24 protein-coding genes and 1 riboswitch are annotated in these 26,911 nt (G+C 42.0%); of the genes, 10 read left to right on the forward strand and 14 right to left on the reverse strand.

Annotated features, from left to right (window positions below):
• Nucleotides 1-26: 26 nt before the first annotated feature.
• A complete protein-coding gene (locus F909_RS12080; RefSeq protein WP_005149913.1) occupies nt 27-467 on the reverse strand; it encodes a hypothetical protein in 441 nt (146 codons plus the stop codon).
• Nucleotides 468-645: 178 nt separating this feature from the next.
• Here F909_RS12080 and F909_RS12075 point away from each other — a divergent pair, with 178 nt between their 5' ends.
• Together F909_RS12075 and F909_RS12070 are read left to right on the forward strand one after the other, a co-directional pair.
• A complete protein-coding gene (locus F909_RS12075; RefSeq protein WP_005149916.1) occupies nt 646-1,137 on the forward strand; it encodes an RcnB family protein in 492 nt (163 codons plus the stop codon).
• 153 nt (nt 1,138-1,290) lie between these two features.
• Nucleotides 1,291-1,662, forward strand: coding sequence for an RcnB family protein (locus F909_RS12070; RefSeq protein ID WP_005149918.1), 372 nt, complete (start codon nt 1,291-1,293; stop codon nt 1,660-1,662).
• A 41-nt stretch (nt 1,663-1,703) separates the two neighbouring features.
• Here the strand turns inward: F909_RS12070 and F909_RS12065 are convergent, their stop codons facing one another.
• From F909_RS12065 to F909_RS12050, 4 genes are all read right to left on the reverse strand, one after another.
• Nucleotides 1,704-2,201, reverse strand: coding sequence for a phosphate-starvation-inducible protein PsiE (locus F909_RS12065; protein WP_005149920.1), 498 nt, complete (start codon nt 2,199-2,201; stop codon nt 1,704-1,706).
• A gap of 121 nt (nt 2,202-2,322) precedes the next feature.
• Nucleotides 2,323-4,104, reverse strand: coding sequence for an acyl-CoA dehydrogenase C-terminal domain-containing protein (locus tag F909_RS12060; RefSeq protein ID WP_005149924.1), 1,782 nt, complete (start codon nt 4,102-4,104; stop codon nt 2,323-2,325).
• 162 nt (nt 4,105-4,266) lie between these two features.
• Nucleotides 4,267-6,069, reverse strand: a complete 1,803-nt coding sequence (locus F909_RS12055) for an acyl-CoA dehydrogenase C-terminal domain-containing protein (RefSeq protein WP_005149927.1) — start codon at nt 6,067-6,069, stop codon at nt 4,267-4,269.
• Nucleotides 6,070-6,381: 312 nt separating this feature from the next.
• Nucleotides 6,382-6,756, reverse strand: a complete 375-nt coding sequence (locus tag F909_RS12050; protein ID WP_005149929.1) for a hypothetical protein — start codon at nt 6,754-6,756, stop codon at nt 6,382-6,384.
• Between the two features lie 131 nt (nt 6,757-6,887).
• Here F909_RS12050 and baeS point away from each other — a divergent pair, with 131 nt between their 5' ends.
• Both baeS and F909_RS12040 read left to right on the forward strand, forming a co-directional pair.
• Nucleotides 6,888-8,558 (forward strand): sensor histidine kinase efflux regulator BaeS, encoded by a 1,671-nt coding sequence (gene baeS, locus F909_RS12045; RefSeq protein ID WP_005149931.1) that lies wholly within the window; start codon nt 6,888-6,890, stop codon nt 8,556-8,558.
• Between the two features lie 45 nt (nt 8,559-8,603).
• Entirely contained in the window at nt 8,604-9,290 is a 687-nt protein-coding gene (locus F909_RS12040; protein WP_005149936.1) for a response regulator, read from the forward strand.
• Nucleotides 9,291-9,881: 591 nt separating this feature from the next.
• On the opposite strand, the gene F909_RS12035 is transcribed toward F909_RS12040, so the two are convergent.
• From F909_RS12035 to F909_RS12025, 3 genes are all read right to left on the reverse strand, one after another.
• Nucleotides 9,882-10,463 carry a L,D-transpeptidase family protein gene (locus F909_RS12035; RefSeq protein ID WP_005149939.1) on the reverse strand — a complete coding sequence of 194 codons (582 nt, stop codon included), beginning with the start codon at nt 10,461-10,463 and terminating at the stop codon, nt 9,882-9,884.
• 73 nt (nt 10,464-10,536) lie between these two features.
• Complete coding sequence (locus F909_RS12030) at nt 10,537-11,979, reverse strand: protein adenylyltransferase SelO (protein WP_005149941.1); 1,443 nt, start codon at nt 11,977-11,979, stop codon at nt 10,537-10,539.
• 135 nt (nt 11,980-12,114) lie between these two features.
• Nucleotides 12,115-13,284 carry an acyl-CoA desaturase gene (locus F909_RS12025; protein WP_005149942.1) on the reverse strand — a complete coding sequence of 390 codons (1,170 nt, stop codon included), beginning with the start codon at nt 13,282-13,284 and terminating at the stop codon, nt 12,115-12,117.
• Nucleotides 13,285-13,495: 211 nt separating this feature from the next.
• Here F909_RS12025 and F909_RS12020 point away from each other — a divergent pair, with 211 nt between their 5' ends.
• Entirely contained in the window at nt 13,496-14,023 is a 528-nt protein-coding gene (locus F909_RS12020) for an META domain-containing protein (protein ID WP_005149943.1), read from the forward strand.
• Nucleotides 14,024-14,057: 34 nt separating this feature from the next.
• Here the strand turns inward: F909_RS12020 and F909_RS12015 are convergent, their stop codons facing one another.
• From F909_RS12015 to F909_RS12005, 3 genes are all read right to left on the reverse strand, one after another.
• Nucleotides 14,058-14,774 carry a glycerophosphodiester phosphodiesterase gene (locus tag F909_RS12015; protein ID WP_005149946.1) on the reverse strand — a complete coding sequence of 239 codons (717 nt, stop codon included), beginning with the start codon at nt 14,772-14,774 and terminating at the stop codon, nt 14,058-14,060.
• Between the two features lie 22 nt (nt 14,775-14,796).
• The gene (locus tag F909_RS12010) at nt 14,797-15,384 is read right to left on the reverse strand and encodes a cob(I)yrinic acid a,c-diamide adenosyltransferase (RefSeq protein ID WP_005149948.1); all 588 of its coding nucleotides are present in this window, start codon (nt 15,382-15,384) and stop codon (nt 14,797-14,799) included.
• A gap of 103 nt (nt 15,385-15,487) precedes the next feature.
• Complete coding sequence (locus F909_RS12005) at nt 15,488-17,311, reverse strand: TonB-dependent receptor plug domain-containing protein (protein ID WP_005149950.1); 1,824 nt, start codon at nt 17,309-17,311, stop codon at nt 15,488-15,490.
• A gap of 36 nt (nt 17,312-17,347) precedes the next feature.
• Nucleotides 17,348-17,562, reverse strand: a riboswitch (cobalamin riboswitch).
• Nucleotides 17,563-17,681: 119 nt separating this feature from the next.
• On the opposite strand from F909_RS12005, the gene F909_RS12000 reads away from it, so the two are divergent.
• From F909_RS12000 to F909_RS11990, 3 genes are read left to right on the forward strand one after another with little or no spacing between them, the layout of a single operon-like run.
• Entirely contained in the window at nt 17,682-18,338 is a 657-nt protein-coding gene (locus F909_RS12000; protein ID WP_005149952.1) for a phosphoribosylanthranilate isomerase, read from the forward strand.
• Nucleotides 18,322-19,551: a tryptophan synthase subunit beta gene (trpB, locus tag F909_RS11995; RefSeq protein WP_005149954.1), complete on the forward strand. Its 1,230-nt coding sequence runs from the start codon at nt 18,322-18,324 to the stop codon at nt 19,549-19,551. Before F909_RS12000 ends, trpB begins: the two co-directional genes overlap by 17 nt.
• A 9-nt stretch (nt 19,552-19,560) precedes the next feature.
• A complete protein-coding gene (locus F909_RS11990; RefSeq protein ID WP_032877842.1) occupies nt 19,561-20,088 on the forward strand; it encodes a DUF1543 domain-containing protein in 528 nt (175 codons plus the stop codon).
• Nucleotides 20,089-20,133: 45 nt separating this feature from the next.
• Here F909_RS11990 and F909_RS11985 read toward each other — a convergent pair whose 3' ends face one another.
• A complete protein-coding gene (locus F909_RS11985; RefSeq protein WP_005149956.1) occupies nt 20,134-21,912 on the reverse strand; it encodes a bifunctional metallophosphatase/5'-nucleotidase in 1,779 nt (592 codons plus the stop codon).
• 213 nt (nt 21,913-22,125) lie between these two features.
• Here F909_RS11985 and F909_RS11980 point away from each other — a divergent pair, with 213 nt between their 5' ends.
• Nucleotides 22,126-23,121 carry a DUF2804 domain-containing protein gene (locus tag F909_RS11980; protein WP_005149957.1) on the forward strand — a complete coding sequence of 332 codons (996 nt, stop codon included), beginning with the start codon at nt 22,126-22,128 and terminating at the stop codon, nt 23,119-23,121.
• A 55-nt stretch (nt 23,122-23,176) separates the two neighbouring features.
• On the opposite strand, the gene F909_RS11975 is transcribed toward F909_RS11980, so the two are convergent.
• Nucleotides 23,177-24,052 (reverse strand): metal-dependent hydrolase, encoded by an 876-nt coding sequence (locus tag F909_RS11975; protein WP_005149958.1) that lies wholly within the window; start codon nt 24,050-24,052, stop codon nt 23,177-23,179.
• A gap of 116 nt (nt 24,053-24,168) precedes the next feature.
• Here F909_RS11975 and F909_RS11970 point away from each other — a divergent pair, with 116 nt between their 5' ends.
• A complete protein-coding gene (locus tag F909_RS11970; protein ID WP_005149959.1) occupies nt 24,169-25,191 on the forward strand; it encodes an AraC family transcriptional regulator in 1,023 nt (340 codons plus the stop codon).
• Between the two features lie 255 nt (nt 25,192-25,446).
• Here the strand turns inward: F909_RS11970 and F909_RS11965 are convergent, their stop codons facing one another.
• Nucleotides 25,447-26,778, reverse strand: coding sequence for a Na+/H+ antiporter NhaC family protein (locus F909_RS11965; RefSeq protein ID WP_005149960.1), 1,332 nt, complete (start codon nt 26,776-26,778; stop codon nt 25,447-25,449).
• Nucleotides 26,779-26,911: the final 133 nt, after the last annotated feature.

Consider the following 26,911-nt stretch of genomic DNA (forward strand, 5'->3'; position numbering starts at 1 on the left):
AAAAAAGAGGCTTTAAGCCTCTTTTTTTATTGTGGGTTCGGTGGAATCAATTGATCTAAATCCTTATCAGCCATTTGCTCGAGTTCACTGATATCTGTTTTGATTTTCCACTGACTTTCATCATCGACAGGATTCGGTAAACGCGCTTCTAACCAGTCACAGACGATATCAGGGCCGAATTCTGGATGATTACACTGAATTATCCAAGCCAGAAAATCTTTGGCTTCACCGTTCATATAGGGCGGTGGTGATACGGGGAAGAATTGGGTCGGTAAACGTTCATTGGTGGATAAGTAATTGAGAACATGTCCAAGTTCTTGAACGGTTTGCCATGCGAGAGGATGCTCAACATCAATGTTAAATTTAAACCACCATGCGTGTTGACCATCAGCACCATGCGCAACAATTCGTGCTTCTTGTACACTCGGAACTTTGCAAAAGAACTGATAAAGACGATCAAAATTCATTTCAGCCACAGACGTTGTCTCAAAAGCAAAAAAATGATTTTAGCATATCTAGGTAAGGGTACAGATAGATGCAGTTTATCTCAGGAATTGGACAGTTAGTCTGAAAAAATATTATTACAACAGTGGTGTTTGTTTTTTATTCTAAAATGAAGAGATACTCTGATTTTGGGAGACCTCGATGAAGTACACTAAACTTTATAGCTATGGCTTGACTGCTGTGTTGGGCTATCTCCCTATGATGGCTTTTGCAGACAATGCGTGGAGTGGCTATAGCGGGGTAGAGCGTCGTTCCTATCATCAGACCACACCTGCCTATCAGCAGCCCGCACAAGATCCATTTGCTTTTTCGAATCAGCGTTATACACCGACAGCGCCGCCGAAGGGCTACTACTATCAACCCAATCAAAATAACTACTATCCTCATCCGAATCATCGACCGGGTGTTCGTGTCGAATATTATCCAGAGACTCAATATGACCGTAGCTATCGCCGTGAGTCTTTTGTCGTGGGCAATGAATTACCAGGTGAGTTCCGTAATGAGCGTTATGTGGTTCGGGACTGGGACTATTATTCCTTACGAGAACCTCCACGTGGCAGACATTGGGTCGTCGTTGATGGACGTTATCTGTTAGTGACCGATGATAATTTTACCATTGAGATTATTCGCTGATTTTTGATGGGCTTTTAAAATTAAGCCGCTAGTGGATTCTCCATAATTTCTCGCTATTCATTACAAAGCTTTGCAATGTCGTCAGTTTTATTCATGCTTTCTCCTTGAGTTTTTCTTAATCTGATTTCAGATCGAAAAACAGAGGATTAAACAATGAAAAAGACAGTGGTATTGCTTGTATCAACACTTATGTTGGGTGTTTCTGCCTCAGCTATGGCCGATTCAAATCGTTGGAATCATGATCATAAAGATCGCTACGATAACCGCTATGATCGTTATGACCACCGTTATGATCATAGTGAACAGCCGCGCTGGTCGAATGGCGACCGTGGTAATCATTATGGTCAACGTATTAACTTCAAGCGTGGTGAGCGTTTACCATCAGAATTCCGTAGTAACCGCTATGTGGTTTCGAACTATCGTACTCACCGTTTATATGAACCACCGCGAGGCTATAACTGGATGCAGGTACAAGGCAAATATGTTTTAGTCGACTCGAAATATCGTGTTTTCCGAGTTGCATAACAAATGCAATAAAAAAGCAGGCCATGTGCCTGCTTTTTTATTTATGCCAGTTCATCATCTTGTGGTTGAGGTGTTTTGTTGGAAGGCAATTGTTGTTCTTGATCCTTGCCACGGATTACTGAAGGGTAGTTCCACGATGCAAAACGTACCACCAAAATTGCGAACGCCAAAATCAAGATCGAACCTGTGGTAATCACTAAATCCATCGATGCTTTATGATTGTGCTGAATATCGGCAATCAGTAAACGGGTGAGTGCGGTAATCGCGACATAAATCAAAAAGCGCACTGGCATATGATTGGTCTTGAAATAAATCCCGACCATGGCGCCTAGTTCCAGATAGATAAACAGCAATAAGATGTCATCAATGGTGGCGTACTGTTTCACCGTCAGAATTTCAATCACGGTATGCACGGCTGACCATGCAATCATACAGCCAATAATAAACAAGGCTAAGTAATGGAAGGCTTCAACCGCGTAGTGACCGAAGCGGTCTAGTAGACGAGGTAAGCCTTCAAGCTTCTCTTTAGAGTTCGACATAGAGATTTATATTCTCGACAAGATCATTAGAATATTATGCAAGTTTTATGCTGGTTTTATTATAGCCATAAAAAAACTGCCTCAACCAAATGATTGAGGCAGTTTTTATTACCAAGCTAAATTAAGCTTGATTGGTGAAGTAATCTTCGCTGAAGTTCATGATCAAGTCAGAACCCGCTTTGATTTTCGCTAAACGCGCATCTAATTCAGGCAAGATACGGTCTACAAAGTATTGCGCTAATGCAATTTTGTTTTGGTAGAAATCACCAGACTTGTCTTTTGCAGCAGCAGCGATTTTTGCAAACATATAGGCAAAGCTGAGTAAACCAACGGCATGTAAGTAATCAACCGCAGCAGCATTCGGGAAATCGACATTTTCAGCCGCTTGCTCAATGATGAACTGGGTGATCGCTTCAATTTCAGTTGCAGCATCTAAAGTTGCATCTTTAATGAAGTTCAAATCAGTATCTAATGCGTTGGCAAAGTCACGAATTTCACTGATGTACTCGGCAATGAATGCACCACCACATTTAATCGTTTTACGGCCAATTAAATCTTGAGACTGAACGCCATTTGTACCTTCGTAAATCTGAGCAATACGAAGATCGCGGATGCATTGTTCCATACCCCATTCACGGATATAGCCGTGACCACCAAACACCATTTGTGCATCTAAAGTTGCTTGGAATGCAGTATCGGTGAGGTAAGCTTTCGCAATTGGTGTCAAAAGTGCAACGCGATCATTGGCTTTCTTCACAGCTTCAGCATCAGTTGAGAATTTAGTGATGTCCAGTTGTTGACCCACATAGACTGCAAATGCGCGTGATGCTTCGTTATTGGCACGTACGTTCAGTAACATACGACGTACATCACCGTGAACTAAAATGCTGTCCGCTGGTTTATTTGGTGATTGAACGCCTGCTGCGCTACGACCTTGCAAACGGTCAGTCGCGTACTGTGCTGCATTTTGATAAGCAAATTCAGAAGCACCGAGACCTTGAATACCCATCGACAAACGTTCGTAGTTCATCATTACGAACATCGCAGCAAGACCTTCGTTTTCTTTACCCACGAGGTAGCCTTTCGCACCATCAAAGTTCATTACGCAAGTTGCAGAGGCTTTAATCCCCATCTTGTGTTCGATTGAACCTGGGCCAACTGGGTTACGTTCGCCTAAAGAACCATCTGCATTGACCAAGAATTTCGGTACGATGAATAACGAGATACCACGTGAACCCGCAGGTGCATTTGGTGTTTTAGCAAGTACCAAGTGAATAATGTTTTCAGCGAGGTCATTATCACCGCCAGTGATGAAGATTTTCGTACCAGTAATGTTATAGGTACCATCTTCATTAGGTTCAGCTTTCGTCTTGATGATCCCTAAATCTGTACCTGCATGTGGTTCAGTTAAGCACATGGTGCCTGACCATTCGCCAGAGTAGATTTTAGGTAAATAGGTTTCTTTTTGCTCTTGTGATGCATAGCTGTTTAAAGCCATACCTGCACCCACAGAAAGAAGCGGGTAGAGCATGAATGATGGATTGGTTGCGAATAGCATTTCATCAGACAGTACAGTCAGCATTTTTGGCATGGCCTGACCGCCCCATTCTTCGTCTGCACCTAAGCCGATCCAGCCGCCTTCAGCGTATTGACGGAATGCTTCTTTAAAACCTGCTGGGGTGAAAACTTCACCATTTTCCCAACGTGCGCCTTCTTCATCACCCGTACGGTTTAACGGATGTGTCACGTTTTGGGCAAACTTCGCCATTTCTTCTAAAATTGCTTCAGCTGTTGCAGCATCTACATGAGCCAGGTTTTCATTCGCCTGCCAAAATTGTTCTGCTTTAAATACATCATTTAAGATGAATTTCATGTCTGCTAGAGGAGCATTGTAAATTGGCATAATCGTTCCTTTCTACGCACAGCGTCATGTGCAAAATGATCAAATAAAACGAACAAATAAATTGAATCGTATAAATTTAGCATTGATTAAACAAAAAAAGGACGGTCAAAACTGACCAGTCCTTTTTCTGTGATGAACGTTGCATCTCATTCTAAACTATGTTTAGAAAGCGAAGTGTTCCGCATCGAGTTCAAACAATGGCGCAACGCCAGTTGAAAGTACGTCTACATGCGAGCGAACACGTGGCAAGATCTTCTTGAAGTAGAAGCGAGCAGTCGTCACTTTTGCATTGTAGAAGTCAACTTCAGTTGTACCTTCAGCTAATTTTTCTTGTGCAACAAGTGCCATGCGGGCCCATAAGTAGGCAAGCGTTACATAGCCAGAGAAGTATAGGTAGTCAACCGCAGCTGCGCCTACTTCATCCGGGTTTTGCATCGCACGCATACCGATTTGCATGGTGATGTCGCCCCATTCTTTGTTTGCAGCAGCCAATGGCGCAACGAATTCTTGCATCGCAGCATTGTCCTTGTTTGCTTCAACAAATTTGTGGATGATCTTGGTGAAGTCTTTCAACATTGCACCTTGAGTTTGCAAGACTTTACGACCTAACAAGTCAAGTGCTTGAATCTCAGTTGTTCCTTCGTATAAGCAAGCGATACGTGTATCACGTACGATTTGCTCCATACCGTGTTCAGAAATAAAGCCGTGACCACCAAAGACTTGTACGCCGTGTTTCGCAGATTCAGAACCTGTTTCAGTTAAGAATGCTTTTGCAATTGGCGTTAACAAAGACAAAATATTGTCAGCAAATTTACGCTCTTCTTCAGTTTCGCCTTTTTCAACGATGTCTGCATATTGAGCCAATAAGTAAACCAGTGCACGACCGCCTTCAGCAAATGATTTTTGCGTTAAAAGCATGTTGCGAACAGCAGGGTGAACGATAATTGGGTCAGCTTCTTTTTCAGGTGCTTTAGGACCAGAAAGAGAACGCATTGCTAAACGGTCTTTCGCATACGCCAAAGCGCCTTGGAAAGAAGATTCAGATGCAGATAAACCTTGAACCGCTGTACCAATACGTGCAGTGTTCATGAATGTGAACATGCAGTTTAAGCCACGGTTTTCAGGTCCGATCAAATAACCTTTTGCTTGGTCAAAGTTAATGACACAAGTTGCGTTACCATGGATACCCATTTTGTGTTCGATTGAACCACAACGAACCGCATTACGCTCGCCAACTGAACCGTCAGCATTCACGTGGAATTTAGGTACGATGAATAATGAGATCCCTTTAGTGCCTTTTGGTGCGCCAGGTAAACGTGCAAGTACGATATGGATGATGTTCTCAGCCATGTCATGCTCACCAGCAGAGATAAAGATTTTCTCGCCAGAGATTGCATAGCTGCCATCAGCATTTGGTTCTGCTTTAGAACGGATGATACCTAAGTCAGAACCTGCATGAGATTCAGTCAAACACATGGTACCTGTCCAAACACCTGAAACAAGGTTTGGCAAGTAAGTGTTCTTTTGCTCATCAGAACCGTGGTGTTCTAAAGTACGCACAGCACCGTGAGATAGACCAGGGTACATACCCCATGACCAGTTTGCAGTACCCACCATTTCAGAGATTGCGATCCCTAAAGAGTTTGGTAATGCTTGACCGCCAAATTCTTCATCAGCAGATAGAGATGGGAAGCCAAGTTCGATATATTTTTGATACGCTTCTTTAAAGCCTGTAGGTGTCGTTACAACACCATCATTCCAAGTACAACCTTCACGGTCGCCGACTTGGTTTAACGGAGAAAGTTCATTCTCACAGAAATCAGCCGCTGCTTCTAAATATTGATCAACCAATTCACGGCTTACAGTGTCTTGAAATGCAGGAAGTTTCGCGTAATGTGCTTCAGCATTTAATAATTCGTGCAATACGAACTGCATATCACGTAAGGGTGCTTTGTATTGTGGCATAGCGGGTTCCTCAATACTGGTTAAACCAGAGTTATAATCTTAGTCAATGATAAATGTGCCCAACGGCACCATTTTGTACTGCTAATCGTGCAACAAGTTATAGTTCGGTACAAGCTTTTGCAGGTCATTTCTTAGTGACTGCTAAGTCAAAGTTTATGATTCAATCTGCTTAAGCGTATAGATTGTAGGTGGTTTTCATACTTTTGAGTTAAACTGCTGATGTAAAATCGTAAGCAGCTGTGTAATTTAAAATGAACGCTCTTTGGCCATAAAAAAAGGCGCTTTAGAAGCGCCGATGAGGAAGATGGGGAATTAAGTCGATGCGTTGGCTTGACGCTTGAATTGTGATTTGTCTGGGGTAAAACGAACTTCACAGGTGCCTTCAATTACGCGCTTATTCCACTGAATATTCACACGATCACCAATACGTTTCCCTTGGCAAGCTTGTTCAATCTGAGCGCGTTGTGCTTGATGTTCTTGGCGCATTTGTTCACGCTGCTCTAGGCGTTGTTCTCGTTTGGCTTGCCATTCAGCACGTTGTTCTGGTGTCAGGGGGGAACGTTGCATATTATGGCGGTGGTGGTCACGGTTCATCGACTGTTCTGCTGGCGTTGTCGATTGACAGGCAGCTAAGCCTAAAACAGAACCGAGTAAGGTAGTCATCATTACGATTTTTGTCTTGTTCATTGTTTTATCCAGCATTGTCAGTGTTGATTTGATGGTTAAAGATTAGATAATAAAGATGAAGAAACAATGGAGAGTTTTTTTCGACCATGTTGGTTACAATCCATAAATAGAACACTATTGAGAATCTGCTTTTGAATGTTCGTCGCGTGCCTTTAGCCTTACGTTTGTTTTTAACGGTATTACTTACGACCTTGTTGATCGCTACGATTAGCTTGGGAGTCTTGCATTGGACCATGCAAAAGAACTTTGCACGTTATGTGGCTGATGTCGAAATGCAGAAATTGGACCGGTTGATTACGAACTTAGGCAATGTCTATACGGTTTACCATGACTGGGGCAATGCGATTCAGGCACAGATTCTACAAATTGAGGGACATGCGGCTCCTGACGATTATGATCGATTGTCGCAATGGTGGCTACGTCGGCAGTATGATATCGCCTTACAGCAACGTTATTTTAATGACCATACCTTGTTAAGCCTCTCTCCAACATTGGCGCAAAATAATGTCGAAATCAAAAACCGCCAAATCTTTAATGATGAAGAGTTAAAAATTCTCAAACAGAACTTGCCTTCAGAATATCAGCCTTTTGAAGGTTTGCGTTTTCCTTTAAGCCAAAGTCAATTCCGTTTAAAGAAAGAGAGTAATGACGCTAAGCAAGAAAACAAACTCAATACGCCTGCTGAACACGGCAAAAAGCGTTTTGTCTCGATTCCTGACCGTTTGGGCCTAAGCTCGCGTTTGTCTTTATATGATGAAAAACAGCAATTTATTGTGGGTGAACCTGCAACGGATCAAATTGCCTTCCGTCCCATTATCGTCGGGCAAAAGGTGGTTGGCTATTTAGGATTGAAGCCTGTTTTAGATCAAGATGATGCATCGAGTATTAATTTCTTTAGCAATCAGAAACGTTATCTACTTTTGGTCTATGCACTTACGGTACTTTCGAGTCTAGTTGCCGCCTTGCTAATGGCGACTTATTTTAAAAAACCGATTCAGCGTTTGCTGAACGCAACTCGTGAACTTACGCGCGGTAATTATCAACATCAAGTGAAGATCAGACGGAATGATGAATTAGGTGATTTATCCAATCAGCTCAACCATTTGGCTGATATCTTGCATCATCATGAAGAATCACGCCGTCAGTGGGTATCTGATACCTCGCATGAATTAAAAACACCATTGGCGGTCTTGCAGGCGCAGATCGAGGCGATGCAGGATGGCATTCGTAAAGCCACACCTGAACATCTCGATGCGATGATGCGTCAAGTCAGCAGCCTGAAAAAACTAACTCAGGACTTGGCTGATCTGGCACAAGCCGACGCACAACAACTGAAATGCTATTTTGCTGATGTTAACCCGTGGGATGTAGTGCTGCAAGAAGTTGAAAACTTTAGATCTACATTTGAGCAAAACCAACTCGAGGTAGCATTGTCTGGCGAAGGTGCTGTCCTATCTTTAGACCGAGATCGTTTTAAACAGATTATTGTCAATTTATTGGGGAACTGTGTTCGCTATACAGAGCAAGGTGGAAAAATACAGATTCACACTCAACAAAATGAGCAACAATGGATAATGTATGTGGATGATAGTCCATTGGGTGTGAACGATGAGCAGCTTTCACGCTTAGGCGAGCGTTTCTATCGTGTCGATGATTCGCGTACCCGAAGTACGGGTGGTACCGGTTTAGGTTTGGCTTTGTCGTGTAAACTGGCGCAGGCTTTAGGTGGTTCACTGACTTTTGACCATTCACCTTTGGGTGGATTGCGTTGTGTACTGACGTTTCCAAAACAGATTAAATAACTTTTAAGTCCTCTTTGGTGGGGGATGATGGATAGGATGAAGACCATGAAACATATTATGTTGGTTGAAGATGAAGTTGAACTCGCACAGTTGGTTCGTGACTATTTAGAAGCTGCTGGGTTTGAAGTCAGTATGTTCCATGATGGTCAAGATGCTTATGCTCAGTTTCAACAACGTAAACCAAGTTTGATGATTTTAGACTTGATGGTCCCACGTATGGATGGTTTGACCATTTGCCGTAAAGTACGTGAGCAGTCTGATCTGCCGATCATTATGGTCACCGCTCGCACCGAGGAAATTGACCGTGTATTAGGCTTAAATATGGGGGCAGATGACTATATCTGTAAGCCATTTAGTCCAAAAGAATTGGTTGCCCGTGTGCAAGCTGTTTTACGTCGTTTGGAGCGTAAAGCTGAGCCTGAACAAAATGATTTGTTCCGTATTGATAAAGCACAACAACGGATTTGGTATCAACAAAAAGCATTGACATTGACACCAACCGAATTCCGTTTGCTAGAGTTGTTTTTAGAACATTTAGGTCAAGTGTATTCACGTGCACAATTGCTCGATCATATCAATCCAGATAGCTTTGATGTTGCGGACCGTGTGATTGATAGCCATATTAAAAACCTGCGCCGTAAAATTACTGAAGCTGCGGATACAGGTAATCGCCATGAGTGGATTCAAGCAGTTTATGGTGTTGGATATCGCTTCGAATATCCTGATGAGTAATTGAGTTTACGTTATCCTGTGGCTACCCCTTGCGCCGCTACAACGCGGCTCATATCCAAGAAAATGTGGAATAGTTTCTACAGATGAACTTATCTCTTTCCCTTTGGATAGAGAGGCTGATATGAGATGAGTTTTGATGACGATAAAGGGTGAAGCACTGTAAAAAATTTTATCCTGTGGATAACCCTTGCGCCGCTAAAACGCGGCTCATATCCAAGAAAATATGAAATAGTTTCTACAGATGAACTTAGCTTTTTCCCTTCGTATAGAGAGACTGACATGGGATGAGTTCTGATGAGGATAAAGGGTGGAGCACTGCAAAAAGTTTTATCCTGTGGATAACCACAGCGTTATCCACAGAAAATGTGGATAGTTTCGCAAAGATTTTGTAGAAATTATCCGCTGTTAGGTTGTTAATTAAGAAATTGGCATCTTATCCATCCAAAAATATTACATTACTTTACAAAAGGTTGTGATGATCTTGTGAGCCTAATTGAGATCAATTCTCTTTATATAACTTATCCCCTGAATAAGCCTTGCTCGGTTTAATCACCGTCTTTATCCGCAAAGCCAGCCTAAACGTTTAACTTATTATGGATGAATAATAATAGAGGTATGATCAGGGACTAGTTGCCATATTTCATCTATATCTGAGTTGGTCACTGCAATACAGCCTAAGGTCCAGTCTTTGCGTGGCATATAGCTTGCGCTTTTAGGTATCGAGGTTGCTCGTGTCGGAACCGTACCATGAATCATGACATCGCCACCTGCCGAACGCTGATGTTGTTTCGCATAAGCTCTATCTTCTTGGTTGGGATAGGAGATGTGCAAAGACTTGTAATACGCGCTCTGTGGATTGCGCCAATCAATAGAATAAGTTCCCTCAGGTGTTTTACCATCAGCTTCAAACTGCTTATGTCCGATCGGATCAAAGCCTAAGCGCATGGGATAGCTGCGAATGACTTCCTGTTGATGTTTTAATTGCAGAATACGCTGACTCTTAAAGACTTCAATTGAGGTTATAGGTTTATTCTGTTTGAGCTGCTGTATGTCTTCGGCTGAAAGCGGTGTATGTGTTGCTGCAAAGGTTGGGATGAACTTCCCATATTGATAAAAAGTCAGTGCCAATAAAATAATGAGAACAACACATCCAACAATCAATCCAGTTTTCATTATTTTCTTCTTTTAAAATAAATAGCTCACCTGAGCCGCGATAGAGACCCAAGCGAATCACGACAATTCAAAATTAAGATGAACAGCTCACCATCACCTCAGGTACATCACTGGGTAAAGGTGCGGTATCTGATTCATTTTCCAGATCAGGCTGTTTTTGATACGGCTGATTCAATAGCTTAAATAGACGATCAACCTCACCAAAATCACCACGCTCTGCAAGTTCAATGGCCTTCTGTGCCATATGATTGCGTAGAATATATTGTGGATTGACTTGCTGCATGGTTCGATTTAATTCATTGGTATCTTGATGCTGTCGGATATTTTGATAGTGCGTCAGGAAGCCATCAAATTGCTGGACATCAATACAGTCATCTCTTAAAGCTTTGTAATCTTGTTGTTGCAGACGAATAAAGCTTTGAGTGTAATCTAGTTGTTCGGTTTGCAAAATTCTCAGAAAGGCAAAGCTGCAATCCAGACTGTCTTTATGGAAATGCGGTAATCCCATTTTTTCACATAGACCCTGACCATAATGCTGCAAAAAGGTTGGTTCAAATTTTTCTAGGCAGGTCGCCAGATCCATTTTGAACTGTTCTTTATCTTCGGCTGAAGCCAATGGAATCAGATTATTCAGCCATGTCCAAAGATTCCAGTGTCCAATACTTGGCTGGTTCTGATAGGTGTATCGTCCCTTATAATCGGAGTGGTTGTTAATCCAGTTTGGACGGAAACGTTCCATAAAACCATAAGGGCCAAAGTCGAGTGTTGAACCTGTAATATTAAGATTATCGGTATTCATGACACCATGCGCAAAGCCAACCAATTGCCATTTAGCAATCATAATCGCGGTTCTCTCAATCACAGCTTCTGCGAAAGCCAGAATTGGATTTTCGGCGTTCAGGCATTCTGGAGAATGCCATTCAATACATTTCTGGGTGAATTCAGCCAAAAGTTCAGGTGCATATTGATTAATCCACTCAAAATGCCCCAAACGAATATGGCATTCGGAGGTACGTAATAGCATCGCACCTAGCTCTAGGGTTTCGCGCTGTACGCCTTGCGTAGAGCTGGTAAAACCCACTGCATGACTGGATGCAACGCCCAAAGCATTTAAGGCATGTCCCGCTAAATATTCACGAATCACGGAACGTAGCACAGCACGACCATCACCCATGCGCGAATAGGGAGTAGAGCCTGCACCTTTTAGATGGAGATCAATGGTTTTGCCTTGCTGATTCAGGATTTGTCCGATCAACAAGCCTCGACCATCACCGAGTTGTCCCGCCCATTGTCCAAATTGATGCCCTGCATAGACCATGGCGAGGGGAGGAAACTCAGCAAAGGTTTTTTGACCGCTACAGATTTCAACCCAGTTGGCTTTATCTTCGTCGCTCCACTGCAATTCATTGGCGAGTGCTTCATTAAAATGACCTGCTTTAGCACCACACAACGGACTCGGTTGTTGTTGGTGATAGAGCTTGGGGTTGAGGGAAGCATAGCGGGGATTGAATTGCATAACTGAAACATCATGTCGAGCTGAATCATGACTATAGCAAATATAACGATGAAAGAGTGAATCGTCGGAAATAGATAACAAGATCTACAGACATAAAAAATGGCCTCTAAAGAGACCATTTTTCACAAGTATGCTTTATTCAGAAATAGGCGCTTTTTTGATGTTACGCATTAAGGTTTCTAAACATTCACGGTGGTGACTTAAGCGATGTTCAAGCAATTGGAAATCAACTTTAAGTTTGTGATCCATTTGATGGATTTTTTCAGCCATCGCTGCTTTTTTCGCTTGAAGCTCTTGCTCTTTTAACTTTGCCCAATCATTTAAGGTATGGGTGAAAGCTTCATATTCTTGTGCAATACGTTGTTTCATTTGCACGATGTCGGTATTCACATCATGACCATAAATCGCCAAGTCACGTTCAGCATATTTAAACTTCATCGCAAGTTCAGCTTTCTTGATATTAAAGCTTGGAATACGACGTAAATTTTTAGCTAAACCTAGTTTTGAGCTGGTCCAAATTAACCATTTGGTTGGGTCATATTGCCACCATTTCACCCCATTACGATAGTCGTATTGGAAAATGTGGTGGTAGTTATGGTAGCCCTCACCCCAAGTGAAAATAGCCAAGACAAAGTTGTCACGCGCTGTATTTTCATCTGTATAAGGACGTTTGCCCCACATATGACACAGCGAGTTAATGAAGAAGGTGACATGATGGCTGATAATTAAACGTAATAAACCACCGAGCAGGATTACACCCCAGATATCGCCAGTTGCCCAACCAATTAAGCCTAATACACCTACGTGAACAGCGATCACCATTGGTACATAGTAGTTGTGTTGGAACATCACTAATTTGTCATTCAGCAAATCAGGTGCATTTTTAAAATCAGGTTTAGAGGGAGAGTGATCGCGAATCATCCAACCTAAATGCGCATACCAAAAGCCACGTTTGATTGAATACGGGTCTTCATCAACATCATCGACATGACGGTGATGGGTACGGTGACCTGAAGCCCAGAACAAAATACTGTTTTGAACTGCAAAGGTGCCGCCAATCATGAGTAAAATTTTAAGCGGTAATGCCGCTTCATAAGCACGATGTGCCCAAAGACGATGATAACCTGCTGTAATTCCTAGGCTACTAAGTGCCAAAAGGAAAATCATACTTACCCATGCACTTACACTAAAATCATAATAATAGGCGTACAAAGGAATTAATATAGCAGCAAGAATTGGTGTTCCAATTAAGGTAATGCTAGCAGTCCAGTTAATGGGTGCTTTTTTGAGTGGGGCGGAAGTCATATCCGTCAGCGCTCCTAAAAACCTTGTTTGCACAAGATAATAAAACTAAACGAGATAGCAAAACCAATCATGACGATATATTGCTATTTTATCACTGATATTAGCATGTCCAAATCGATTAGCACTAGCATTATTCTACAGTTGTATCGAAAGAACAGTAACAGAATTCATTTGTAAAATTAATCAATGAATTAAAAGGTGAAATAAATCAATGTCTGAGCAAATTACTATGAAAAATCCCATTTTTTCTTTGAAGGCATTTTTTAACAAAACTTTAATATTCTCTGCTGCAGTCATGCTTGCTGCGTGTCAAAGCCAGCCAAAACCTGTGCAAAAAAACACCTTGCAGCCCAAGCGAGTAACTCAGCCACCAGCAATGCAAGTGCGTAAGAGTACAGATGGTGTTCAGGATATCGAATGGCAGATTACAACGATTCAGGGCAAGCGGGCACTGTTTTTTAACCAGTATCCAAGCTTCATGCTTAACTCTGTTTCAAAAATGGTGACAGGGCATACAGGTTGCAACAATATTTATGGTCGTTATAAATACGATTTCACCCAACGTAAACTGGACTTTGATGTAATGGCACAACATCAAAGTTGTAATCGCGCTTTGGCACAAGAAGCTGACTTGATGGATTCGATTCAACGGGTTGAGCGCTTCCAGTTGGATGGCGCAAACTTATATTTATTGGATTCAAAAGGGCAACGTCTTATTCAGGCGCAACGTAAAAAATAGAATAAAAAAAGGCGGAATTTATTCCGCCTTTCGTTTACTTCAAATTCTGCAACATTGTGGTGGGTAGATCGGTAATCAAACCTTGAATGCCTAATTGTTGAAGATGCTTGGCGCGTTCAACTTCATTCACCGTCCAGACACTAATCTCAAGATTGGCCTGTTGGGTACGTTGAATAACTTCATCGGTTGCCAGAGCATCGCCCCAACCAATTTGACCGCAACCATATTGATGCGCCAGTTCAATCGCATATTCTCCAATTGGAATTTCAACCAGCAGCCCACGCTTAAAATGACTTTGATGACGCTGTAATGCAGCCAAAATTTTGACATCAAAACTGGTAATGGTTGCCGTTTTTTCCAAGCCCTTCAAATCTTGATGTAACTGATGAATTATGCGTTCAGCTGCGGCATCATCTGTAACCGCTTTGACTTCTACTTCAATATGCTCAAAGTCAGTAAGGCAATCCAAAACATGCGGCAGGCTCGGTGTGTATTCTTCAAAAGCCCATGCTTGCCATTGATGGCGATGATCGAATTGCTGAGCTTCGAATAAACTACAGCTTTCAACCTGTTGCGACCGGCCAGCGGTACGGACAAAGTCATCATCATGGATGACCACCAATTGACCATCTTTCAGTTGTCGCACATCAAATTCGACTGCACGCACACCTAAATCGTGCAAATAGCGAAAACCACCTAAAGTGTTCTCAGGTGCTTCACCACGTGCACCACGATGACCAATAATTCGCATTCGTTTCTGCCTTATTGAAAAGTTATGCTTGATCGATACTGTCGTTAATATTTTTCTGCCAAAGCACTTCGCTACCACCTTCAGCACGTTGCAGAGCACGTGAGGCAACAAATAACCAGTCTGACAAGCGATTGAGTAATTGTAATGCGGTTGCCTGAATGTTTTGGTCGCGATTATGTACTGATAATAAGGCACGTTCAGCACGACGACAGACGGCACGAGCTTGATGTGCATAGCTGCATGCCAAACTACCTGATGGCAAAATGAAATCTTTCAACATGGGTAAAGATTCATTCATATGATCAATTTCTTTTTCGAGGAACTCGATGCATACAGGTTGAAGTAAGTGATAATTTGGAATACATACTTCGCCGCCTAAGTCGAACAGCCAGTGTTGAATAAGACTTAAGCTTTTATCCCAATCCACTTTATTTTCAACTTGGCTGGTACTGATTTGTGCGCGCAGTACACCAATGGTTGCATTGAGTTCATCGACATCACCTAGCGCCGCAATACGTAAATCATCTTTGGCAACACGTGAGCCATCTCCCAGACCTGTTGTACCTGAGTCACCTGTACGTGTATAGATTTTACTTAAACGATGTCCCATAGTTCTGTTTCTCTGATCCTGAAAATAAAAAGGGGATAATGTCGGTCAGAACATTACCCCGAAACTGGAGTTAAGAAAATATTTTTATTATTTTAGCGCGTGATTAATAACGGAATGTGACACCCGCAGAAGCTAGGCGACCACCGTTGATATAGTAACTACCGCTACCATAGGCTGTACGATATTTTGAATCGCCAACATTTTGAATGTTTGCAAAAACATCTACATTTTTATTCACTTTGTATTGTCCATGCATATCTACACGGAAGTGCCCAGGGATTTGAACATTGTCAAAAGCACTGTTGTCGTAATCACCATTCGCTAACATTGTAGTCGAGAAGGTATATTGTTCATCTGTCCAACCAGCAGTCAACGCAATATTTTGACGAGGACGACGACTTAAATCTTCATCATTTTTCTTGTCTTTAGCGCGAACATAGTTATAGCTTAAATTGGTAAACAGGTTTTCACCTTGCCATTTCACATATAGCTCACTACCTTCCATTTTAGCTTTTTCAAGGTTTCTCATTTGATTGAGAACACCGTCAAAATCAATGAGATTGTCAACTTCAGTGGTATATAAAGATAAACCTGTTGAAATATTGTAGGCCAGTTTTTGGTCTAAACCGATTTCATAAGACAAGCTTTCTTCTGGTTTAAGGTCTGGGTTGCCGCCATAAGCATACATATCATTCAGCGTTGGAGCTTTAAAAGCTGAACCAATATTTGCATAAATGCTAGTTAATGGTAGAACTTGATAACGAACAGATCCCTGAGCAACGGTATGAGTGCCGAACTTTTCATTATCTTCAACACGGACACCAACTTGGGTATTTAACCCAGCTTGGTCATATTTGTGTTGGATATAATAACCTGTTGAGTCAATATCTTCTTGGTATGGTGAGCCATAAGAAAGAACATCACCATCAATATTACGGTGTGTTACACCAACCAAAATCTGTTGATTTGGAGTAAAGCCCCATTGACCATAGATTTCAGATTCTTGTGTTTTACTATGCACAAAATCCGTTGAATTATTTTGATCTATTTCATCTTTGAATTGAGAGAAACGGGCATGTACAGCTAAATTCTCAAGAATATTTAAACGTCCTTTGACGTTAATGATTTCATTTTTAAAATCTTGAGAAACGAGTTTGCCAGAGATATCGTAATCGCTAGAACCTTGGTTCTCACTATAATCAACCGAAGCCGCATATTGTTCTTTATCAACGCCAACTTTTGCACTATAGCCTTTTTGATCAAATGAAGCATCAGTTGCATTTTTGACGTCTTTTACAGGTGTACCATCTGTTTCTAAGCGTTGTCCACGAATTTGTGCATAGAAACCATTTTCAGCCAGATCTGCACCGATTACAGATTTATAGGTTTTATTTTCACCAATTTCGCCTGTCACAAATGCAGAGGTTTTTTCTGGTGTTTTAGAAATAAGTTGAACGACACCTGAGATTGCATCAGTACCATATAAAACTGATGCAGGACCTTTTAATACTTCGATCTGCTTAATATCAGTTGTATCAATAAATGGTAAAGAGGCTGTACCAGAAGTTGCTGAATTCAGGCGAACGCCGTCTCTTAAAACAAGCGTTTGGTTTGAATTACCACCACGTAGGAAGATAGAGGCAGCTTGTCCATAGCCACCGCTTTGTACCATATTAATAGATGCATCTGTTTGTAGTAGTTGTGGTAAAGCAGCAATTGGAGATTGCTCTAGAATTTTTGGTTCAATAATATTAATACGTGCTGGCACGTTTTTAATTGATTCGGGTGTTTTGGATGCCGTCACAACAATCGTATCTAGCGTCGCAGTTTTATCGCTGGATTGATCTTGAGCAAAAGCAGGTGAAGAAAACCCCATCGCAATAGCGATAGCACCAACTAAATGAGTCGGTTGAAAAGCAGTAGACATGATGTCGCTCCAGACATTCACCCTTCGTGAATGATAATGTGGAAATACACAACAAGCAGGTCTCCGGACTCCACTATAATCATCAAACGAATGATGTTACTCATCATCTTCCCACATCATACCGATGCAGTGATTTGGCGTTGAGCTAAGATGAGTGATTCGGTGTTACCGTTGCGAGGGCAGTGTTGGAATTCCACCAACTTCCCTATAAGCAAAAGAATTTGCTTTAGACTTGTTGCAAGATTACGCAAAGTATAAAGTGTTAACGTTTTTTAAACAATTGCATTTCCGAATGAACTTTGCCCAAAGTGGGTCAAATTGCATTACAATGCGAGAGTTTCAAAAATATTCAGTTTAAATTGGACAGCTCATGCGCCAAAGCCAAATGCGAACCCGCGCCAAGATTTGTGGAATTACCCGAGTACAAGATATTCATGCAGTTGTACAATCAGGTGCAGATGCAATCGGTTTTGTATTTTTCCCGCCCAGTCCACGTCATGTCAGCATTGAACACGCTCAAATATTGGCACAACAAGTTCCTCCTTATGTACAGTTGGTCGGCTTATTTGTAAACGCAAGTGCTGAAGAAATTCAAACGGTGCTTGATTCCGTTCCTTTGGATGTATTACAACTACATGGCGATGAAACGCCAGAACAATGTCAATTAATTGCAGCACACTGTAAACGCCGTTGGTATAAGGCCATTCAAGTCAAACCTGATTTAGATGTTGTGGCTGAAATCCAGCGCTATCAAGCAGCGGGAGCCAGTGCAGTTTTATTAGATGCATGGCATCCTGAGCTAAAAGGTGGGACAGGGCATCGCTTTGATTGGGATCAATTCCCTCAACTCGATATTCCACTCATTTTGGCAGGCGGATTAACCCCCGAAAATGTCAGTGAAGCTATTGATACTACAGCTGCTTTTGCTGTGGATGTCAGCGGAGGCGTCGAGTCCGCAAAAGGTATAAAAGACCAACAACTCATTGAAAAATTTATGCAAGGAGTCCAACGTGGATCAGCAAAATAACGTGATTGACTACACCCAGTTTCCTGATGCTCAAGGGCATTTCGGTATTCATGGTGGACGTTTTGTATCAGAAACGCTGATGGCTGCACTTGAAGACCTCGAAAGTCTTTATGGTCGTATGAAGAATGATGCACAGTTTTTAGCAGAGTTTGATCGTGATCTTGCGTTCTATGTTGGTCGTCCTAGTCCGCTTTATTATGCTGAACGATGGTCTCAGCACCTCGGCGGTGCGCAAATTTACCTGAAACGTGAAGACTTGAACCACACGGGTTCGCATAAAGTGAATAACACCATTGGTCAGGCTTTATTGGCAAAGCTTTCAGGTAAGAAGCGCATCATCGCGGAAACAGGAGCAGGTCAGCACGGTGTGGCGACGGCTACCATTGCAGCACGTTTGGGTATGGAATGTGTGGTGTACATGGGCGCTGAAGACGTGAAACGTCAGGCCATGAATGTCTACCGTATGCGCTTGTTAGGCGCGACGGTTGTGCCTGTACAAAGTGGTTCAAAAACTTTGAAAGATGCCATGAACGAGGCAATGCGTGACTGGGTGACCAATGTCGATAGTACTTATTATGTGATTGGTACAGTGGCAGGTCCACATCCATATCCGCAACTCGTTCGTGATTTCCAGTCGATTATTGGTCGTGAAGCTCGCCAGCAGATCCAAGACCAAGCAGGCCGTTTGCCAGATGCTTTAGTGGCGTGTGTGGGCGGTGGTTCAAATGCGATGGGCTTGTTCTATCCATTCCTGAATGATCAAGACGTGAAAATGTATGGTGTTGAAGCGGCAGGTTATGGCATTGAAACGGGCAAACACTCTGCGCCATTAAATGCAGGGCATGTGGGCGTGTTACATGGTAACCGTACTTATTTGATGTCGGATGAACAAGGTCAGATCATTGAAACACATAGTATTTCAGCTGGTTTGGACTATCCAGGAGTAGGCCCTGAGCACAGTTTCTTAAAAGATATGAACCGTGTGGAATATGTGCCGATCAATGATGATGAAGCCTTACAGGGTTTCCGTGATCTCACTCAAATCGAAGGGATTATTCCTGCGCTTGAAAGCTCACATGCGATGGCTTATGTCACTAAACTTGCGCCAACCATGTCAAAGGATCAAATCATTATTGCGACGGTTTCAGGTCGTGGTGATAAAGATTTGATGACGGTTGCGCGTATTGATGGCGTTGAAATGGTCGAGATGTAAGTTTTCACAATGCCAAGTTTGTTTATGGTGATGTTGGGTGGCCGACATGCCAGAGCCAATACCGAAGTCCATGATGTAGTAATGGCAATAGGTGAATCATTGTCTGAAGTCATACCTCAGTTAAAACAGGCTTGGTTTGGTGAATCGAAAGGCTTACATATCGATGCTTGGGCACAGATTTCAGGTGTTCAATCACAAGGCTTGAATTATCAAATTCAGTTTTCCGATGCTGCACCGTCTGCTTTGGATGAAAAATTATATTTGATTAATTTAGGTGGATATACACCGAATACGTTTGGTGAGGTGCATAGTTACCATCTTGTCGTTGCGTCTGATGCTGTGATTGCAAAACAGTTGGGTAAACAATTTATTGAGCAACACTGGGATAAGCCGCATACGGATCGTGTGTTGGATGTTGATGATTGTATTCCAATAGATCATGTTGCAGGGCGTTATATCCATTTGGTTCAAGGCGAGTTTAGGCCCACAATTTGGGAAAATACCTATCTGACTTTGGATTCATCCAATATGAAATGAAAATAGGGAAGCAGTGGCTTCCCTATTTTTTATTATGGATACAGCTTATGGTAGTAATTTGATTCGATCTGTTTTTGGTGCAGTTAATGGAGAATACTGAGACACATATTTTTCTAGTGCATCTATATCTTGTCCACCACCGACAGGATTTTTACCTTCTTTTAATACCGTGAAGTTATCACCGCCATCGGCAAGGAAACTGTTCACCGTAACACGATAAACCTTAGTATCATTTAGAGCTTGTCCTGCCACTAAGATATTGCTGGCACGTGGTGAAGTCGAATTATCCTTTTTATAGGAATAACTGAACTCTTTAGACGGTTGTAAGATACGTACCGTGGCTGTATTGGCGCCAGACCATTGCTGTTCTAACACATCGCGAATCTGTTTGCCTGTTAGGCTAAGAGTCACTATCGAATTGCCGAATGGCTGTACTGTAAATACATCACCAAAAGTGATCTGATTACTGCTGTTCACCAATAAGTCGGCACGAACACCACCCGGATTCATCAGGGTAAAGTCAGAACCTTGATTACTTGCAGTTAATGCCATGGCTTGTTGTGCATCGGCAATCAAATTACCGAGTGCGCTTTCACCACTTTCTGTTGCATTACGATTAATGACACCATTGGCTGTACCCACCACACGTGCCGAAATGGTGGTGACAGCTTGGCGATATTTATTCAGGATCGCTTCAATGCTTGGCGTTTTATTAAACTTCTCATAGAGATCCGTTAAGTTCACTGTGGTTGAGCCAGAGGTATAGGCTTCACTTTGAATCGGAACTTGTTTGGCATCCTTTTTAATGACATTACCCGTTTTGCCATCCAGTTCTAATTGGATATTGGTAATCGCCGTGCCATATTGTCCCGCAGACGTCAATAAAAACGGTTTTTGTGGATTCTTGGTTGAGTAATCACAAATATAAGATTGGTGCGTATGACCAGAAACGACGACATCAACCGCAGGATCTAAACGATCAAGGATACCGAGTAATGGACCGCTGAGACCATCACAGGTTTTTTTATTAAATTTGGTACTTGGTGCAACACCTTCATGCACCACCACCACAATCGCTTCAATGCCTTGTTTCTTTAACTCTGGAATTAAGGCATTTACGGTATCCGCTTCATCATTAAAGTTGACATCTTTGATGCCCGCAGCTGACACAATGCTCGGTGTCGCTTTCAAGGTCATGCCAATAAAGGCAACAGGAATTCCACCATAGGTTTTGACTTTATAAGCAGGAAACAAGGTTTTGTTTGGATCCGCCTTCATCGAGACATTGGCAGCCAAGAAATTGAATTTAGCACCAGGAAATTCTTTATTAATCTGACACGGTTTGGCACTGGTGAATTGCTGACAGCCACCATTTTGCAAACGACGAAGTTCATCGGTTCCACGGTCGAATTCATGATTACCCACCGCATTGAAATCAATCTGGATATCGTTCATGGTTTCGATGGTCGGTTCATCTAAAAACAGCGATGAAGTGAGGGGAGAGGCGCTAATCAAGTCACCTGCTGAAACCACAGCATTGTTGGGGTATTGGGAGCGTAACTTTTTTATCGCATCTGCAAAGTAACTGACCCCACCGACAGGAACACGTACTGTTTTACTACTATCGCTTGGATCATCTGCTTCGATAAAGCGTTTTGGTGGCTCCAGATTACCGTGAAAATCATTGAAGGCGAGGATATTGATACTTTGATTTTTGCGTTCTGGCGTTGGTACTTCGTTATCATTATTGTCATCATTACACGCCGTTAAAGACAGTATCATGAGACAGAGTACATTTGCTTTTAATAATTGTTGAGTCATCATGGTTTTTGATCGAGTGGTATAAGATTGTTTTTAAAATAAAACTTCTGTATGAATTTTTGATGAAATGATGAGCTGAAAAAGTTCGTTAGGGGCTTGGCTTATTCGGATAAAATGTGAAGTACGAGGTATTTTAAAAGATAAAAATAGTAGTAAATTTGATCACTTACCGTCTATTATGAGCATAGATGTGACCTCGCAATCATGGAATATAAAATGGATTTGATACAAGCCAATGGTCAACCTCGTTATGGACGTTTTGAGCAAGTGCCTTCACGGATTAACTTGGAGGACTATATCTATAAAACGCCTTATGGGCAGATACTGAAAGGTTGGCGCAAACAGCTTAAATATAAGAAGTTTAAATTCTGTGGTTTGCAACATGAGCATTACAGTATTGGCGTGGCGATTGTTGATTTATCTTGGGCAGGACATGGTTTCTTTTATGTCTATGATCATCAAACTCAAAAAGTGATTGAGTGGAATGCGATTCAGCCACTGGCATTCAAAACACAACTTGATGAGCAACCGTTATTTAGTCAAAGCCATTTTAAGAAATCAGCCTATCAATTCGATATGCAACATGCCAATGGCGTGCGTTATATCCAAGTCACCAAACATGGCGAAATCCAGTTAAAAGCACGGATTTTTTGTGCGGGCACGGATGTACTCAGTTTATGCAGTCCAACGGGGATTAATGGTTGGACCTATACCCAGAAACAAACCACGCTGGCAGTTGAAGGGTTCTTTATTCGTCCTGATCAACAACAGATTGAATTCAATGCGCATAGCCTTGCAGCATTAGATGATACCTGTGGTTTTCTTCGACCTGAAACGGCTTGGTTCTGGCTATCTTGCCAGTTTCGTGATGCGCAGGATCGGCGTATTGGATTGAACCTTGCATCTGGGGTCAATGAAAGTTTTGGTAATGAAAATGCTTTGTGGGTGAATGGTCGTTTGTATCCACTGACGGATGTCCTATTTGAACAGAAAAATGAAAACACGTGGTCGATTCGTTCTTTGGGGGGATGTTTAAATCTAGTAGTGGAAACAGGTTGGTGTCGTTTTGAGAATATTAACTTGCGTTTGATTGGCAGTCAGTTCAATCAATGGCAGGCCAAAGTCAGCGGTACCATTGCACATGAGCAGGTTGAGTTGGTGACCTTAGATAAGCAATATGGCTTGCTGGAACAACATTACGCGAAGTGGTAACAACGGAAATAAAAAATCCCCTCAATCGAAAGGAGATTTTTTTATGGGTAATGAATTAAAGTCCTGCTTGCCAAAAAGCTTCACCCGCAGCAATAGGATCATTGGTTTTAGCCAAAGTATCAATCCAGACATCGTATTGGCGAATCACTGGGTGTTGATTTGGATGGAAATCTTTTTTAAACCAGTCGCTATATTGTGCTCTTTTCGCAGTCAAAATACCGTTACGACCAAAGAACCACGGTAAACCTTTACGTGCCATATCAAAACGTTGTCTCAAGTTAAAACCATCGGTTTTAAGCATCACATCGGTACGATATAGAGTAAAACCAAACATCATCACTGTGGTAAAGACCAAGGCAAAGCGACGGGTTGCTTCAGGCACTTCACCAACTTCTCGCATCACATCAAATGCGACATCACGATGTTCCATTTCCTCAATCGCATGCCAAGCAAACAATGCACGGACAAAAGGATCTGCTTCTGCCAACGTTTCTTTTTTACTATAAAACGTATCTGCCATCAGTGCGGTTAAATGCTCGGCTGCTGCGGTCATGGCAATGTTGTATTGGGGAGAGCGATTGTTAAGTTCAAATCTAAAAATTTTCTTTAAGCGAGTGGTGAATTGATCCACAGGCATGCCTTGATCTTTCATGACCTGATTCATTTTGTCATGTGCAATGCCATGTTGTGCTTCCTGACGGATAAAATCAGCGACACGTTCCTGCAAGTCTGGATCATCAATTTTGTCACGGAATAAACGGACACATTCAATAAAATAACGCTCGCCATCGGGGAAGGTCAGGCTGAGCGCATCAAACATACGGGTACGGAACGGGTCTCCCCCAAACCAGAAGCGTGGTGCTTGATCGAGATGGAAGTCCAACTTTGTTCTCACCACAGGATCAACTTGATAGGAAACATGTGCATTCATCTTGACTATTCCTTGTTTTTCTTCATGAACTCAGTATGAAAAAACTCCGATGAAATGTTTTGACAGTTACAGCCAAGTTTTATACAAATAACGACAGATCAGGATGAGATTGGCGTATGTCAGTTAAAATAATCATTGGATATTTGCGATTGTTTAATCGTGTTTTACAACAGGAACAAATTGATTTGTCTAAAGTTGTTGCGCCTGAACTTTGGCAAGCCTTTCAAGCCTGTTTAGAAAATCCAGATGAAAAAGACTTTGATGTTGAACGTTATGCCTTATTGCTACAGGCTGCTCAGCCACACTTTACTCGTCCAATTACGTTGGTCCTGGCTGAACATGCCAACCTACAAGATCTGGGGTTAATGGGCTATTTGGCATCGACCAGTATCGATCTACAGCAAGCCCTGCAATTATTACAACGTTATTATTCTCTGGTCTTTAAGCAAACCAATTTAGAGCAGCTCGATGTACAACAATTTTCTGAATATATTCAAATCGTTTGGAGTGCATCCTACAGCGATTATCGGGAAATGTATGAGTTGAATCTGGCCTTGATCTTTAAAATTTCTCAATCGATTGTGCAAGATGCTTTGGTTCCCCCTCAGATGATTCAATTTGGTTATGCACCGCATACTGCGCTTTATCATTTTGAAAAATTTTATGGTTGTCCGATTCAAATTCAGCAGGGGCAATATGCCATCCGCTTTTCCAATCAAATTTTAAAGGCAAAAAGTATTGCCGCAGATCAGCAACTGAACCATGTGCTATCCAATCAGGCACAACAGTCATTGAACAGTGTCAGTTCTTTTGAGGTTCAGCAGCAGCAGTTTCGTCAGAAGATACAGAGCTTTATTGAGCAAGGCTTAGTGCAGCAGGAAGAGGTGTTGCAAAGTTATGTCGCCAAGCGTCTGCATTGTTCGGAGCGAACTTTACAACGTCAGCTTAAAGCCTATGAACTGAATTTTCAGGATGTGTTGGATCAGTATCGTTTGGAGCAAAGTAAGTTGTATTTACAACAAGGGAAGTCTTTTTCTGAGATTGCGGAGCGACTCAATTATGCGGATCAGAGTGCATTTGGACGGGCATTTAAGCGTTGGACAGGGCTTACACCAAAACAGTTTTTAAAATCTCTGTAGATTTAAAATGAATCTTTTCACTAGATCCTTATTTAAATGGGGGAGGCTCAACGGAGTCATGTTGTATTCTCATCTAATTATTGGATAAACCTTCGGTTCGACCTACTTTTGTTTTGGCAAAAGTAGGCAAAACCATTGTCATTCACAAAACCTGTTCACTTCTTATATTTCTTTCATTATTTCGCAGAAACAGCATCTTGCTGAGACCACGCAGGTTGTGAACGACATTTTCGAGTCTCATATTCGTACAGGATTTTAACGTGTTTTTAGGCGTGGATAATTAAAGACGATGGCAAGGACTGCGCAAATCGCAAGAATCCAGCAATAGTAGATATTGCCAATCAATTCAACGGGTGAGAGTTTGGCAATCGAACAGGCAAGTAGTAACTGCGCACCGTAGGGGATCATTCCTTGAACTACACAAGAAAAAATATCGAGCAATGCCGCACTACGCTTGGGGTCAACACCATATTCTTTAGCCACTTCACGTGCCATATCGCCCGATAAAATAATCGCGACAGTGTTATTGGCCACAAACAAATTCGAGAAGACCACCAGAAAGCTAATGCCGAATTCACCTGCACGTTGTTTGCCGAATTTAAATAGGTGAGTAATGGCATAGATGCGTTGAATCAGCCACTGCAAACCACCTTCTTTTTGCATCAAAGTCGATAATCCACCCAATAACATGGAAAGTAATGCCACCTCAAACATGCCGACAAAACCATCATAAATCGCGCTATTTAACTTAAGTAAGTCAAAGTCAGGTTTTTCAATCAGTCCCATCAAGCCCGATAAAATCACACCGATCATCAATACTGCCAGAACATGTAAACGGGTAAAAGCAAGGAAAAATACAGCCAAATAGGGCAGAATCAGCCAGATATCATAAGGTATTGATTGAATCGCTTTCGCTTGGTGGCTCATTGAAATATAAACCATTAAAGTCATGATAGCAGCGGGGAATGCAATCCAGATATTGACTCTAAATTTATCTCGAAGTTCAACATTTTGGCTACGTGTTGCCGCAATCGTGGTGTCGGAGATCATCGATAAATTATCGCCAAACATGGCACCACCAACCACAGCACCAATCGCATAGATAGGCGCAATATCAGTGGCTTGGGCAAAACCAAAGGCAATCGGAGCACACGCTGCAATGGTACCCATAGAGGTCCCCATTGCGGTTGCAATAAATGCTGCAATAATAAACAGCATGGGCAAGACATATTCAGCTGAAATCAGTGAGAGTCCGAGCTGTACAGTTGCATCGACACTGCCAATGGCACTGGAGACACTGGCAAAAGCACCTGCCAGCATAAAGACCATAAACATTAGAATCAGGTTGGGATGACTGGCACCCTGTAAGAACTCTTCAATTGCTGCATTGAGTTTTTGTTTGTATAGCAGCAACGCCAAAATCACGGCTGGAATTGCAGCCACAGGTGCTTTGACCTGATAAAAGGCAAATTCTGTTCCGATTATTGAATGATAGACACCACTCCCGAGAAAGATGATCAAAAATACCAATAGCGGTAGCAAAGCAAGAGCATTACTTTGTACGTTTTCCTGAGTGTGGGCAGACATAAAAATAAAAAGAAAACTTAAAAATTGCGGCTAGTATAAAGGAGCTTGGCGTATTTCTAAAATGCGATGCGATAAGCCTAAAATTAGGAAGCTTTGATCATTGAGAAAAAACTCAAAATATAGATAAATGTAG

Source organism: Acinetobacter sp. ANC 3929, from assembly GCF_000369405.1.
In the GTDB taxonomy this organism is placed as follows: Bacteria; Pseudomonadota; Gammaproteobacteria; order Pseudomonadales; family Moraxellaceae; genus Acinetobacter.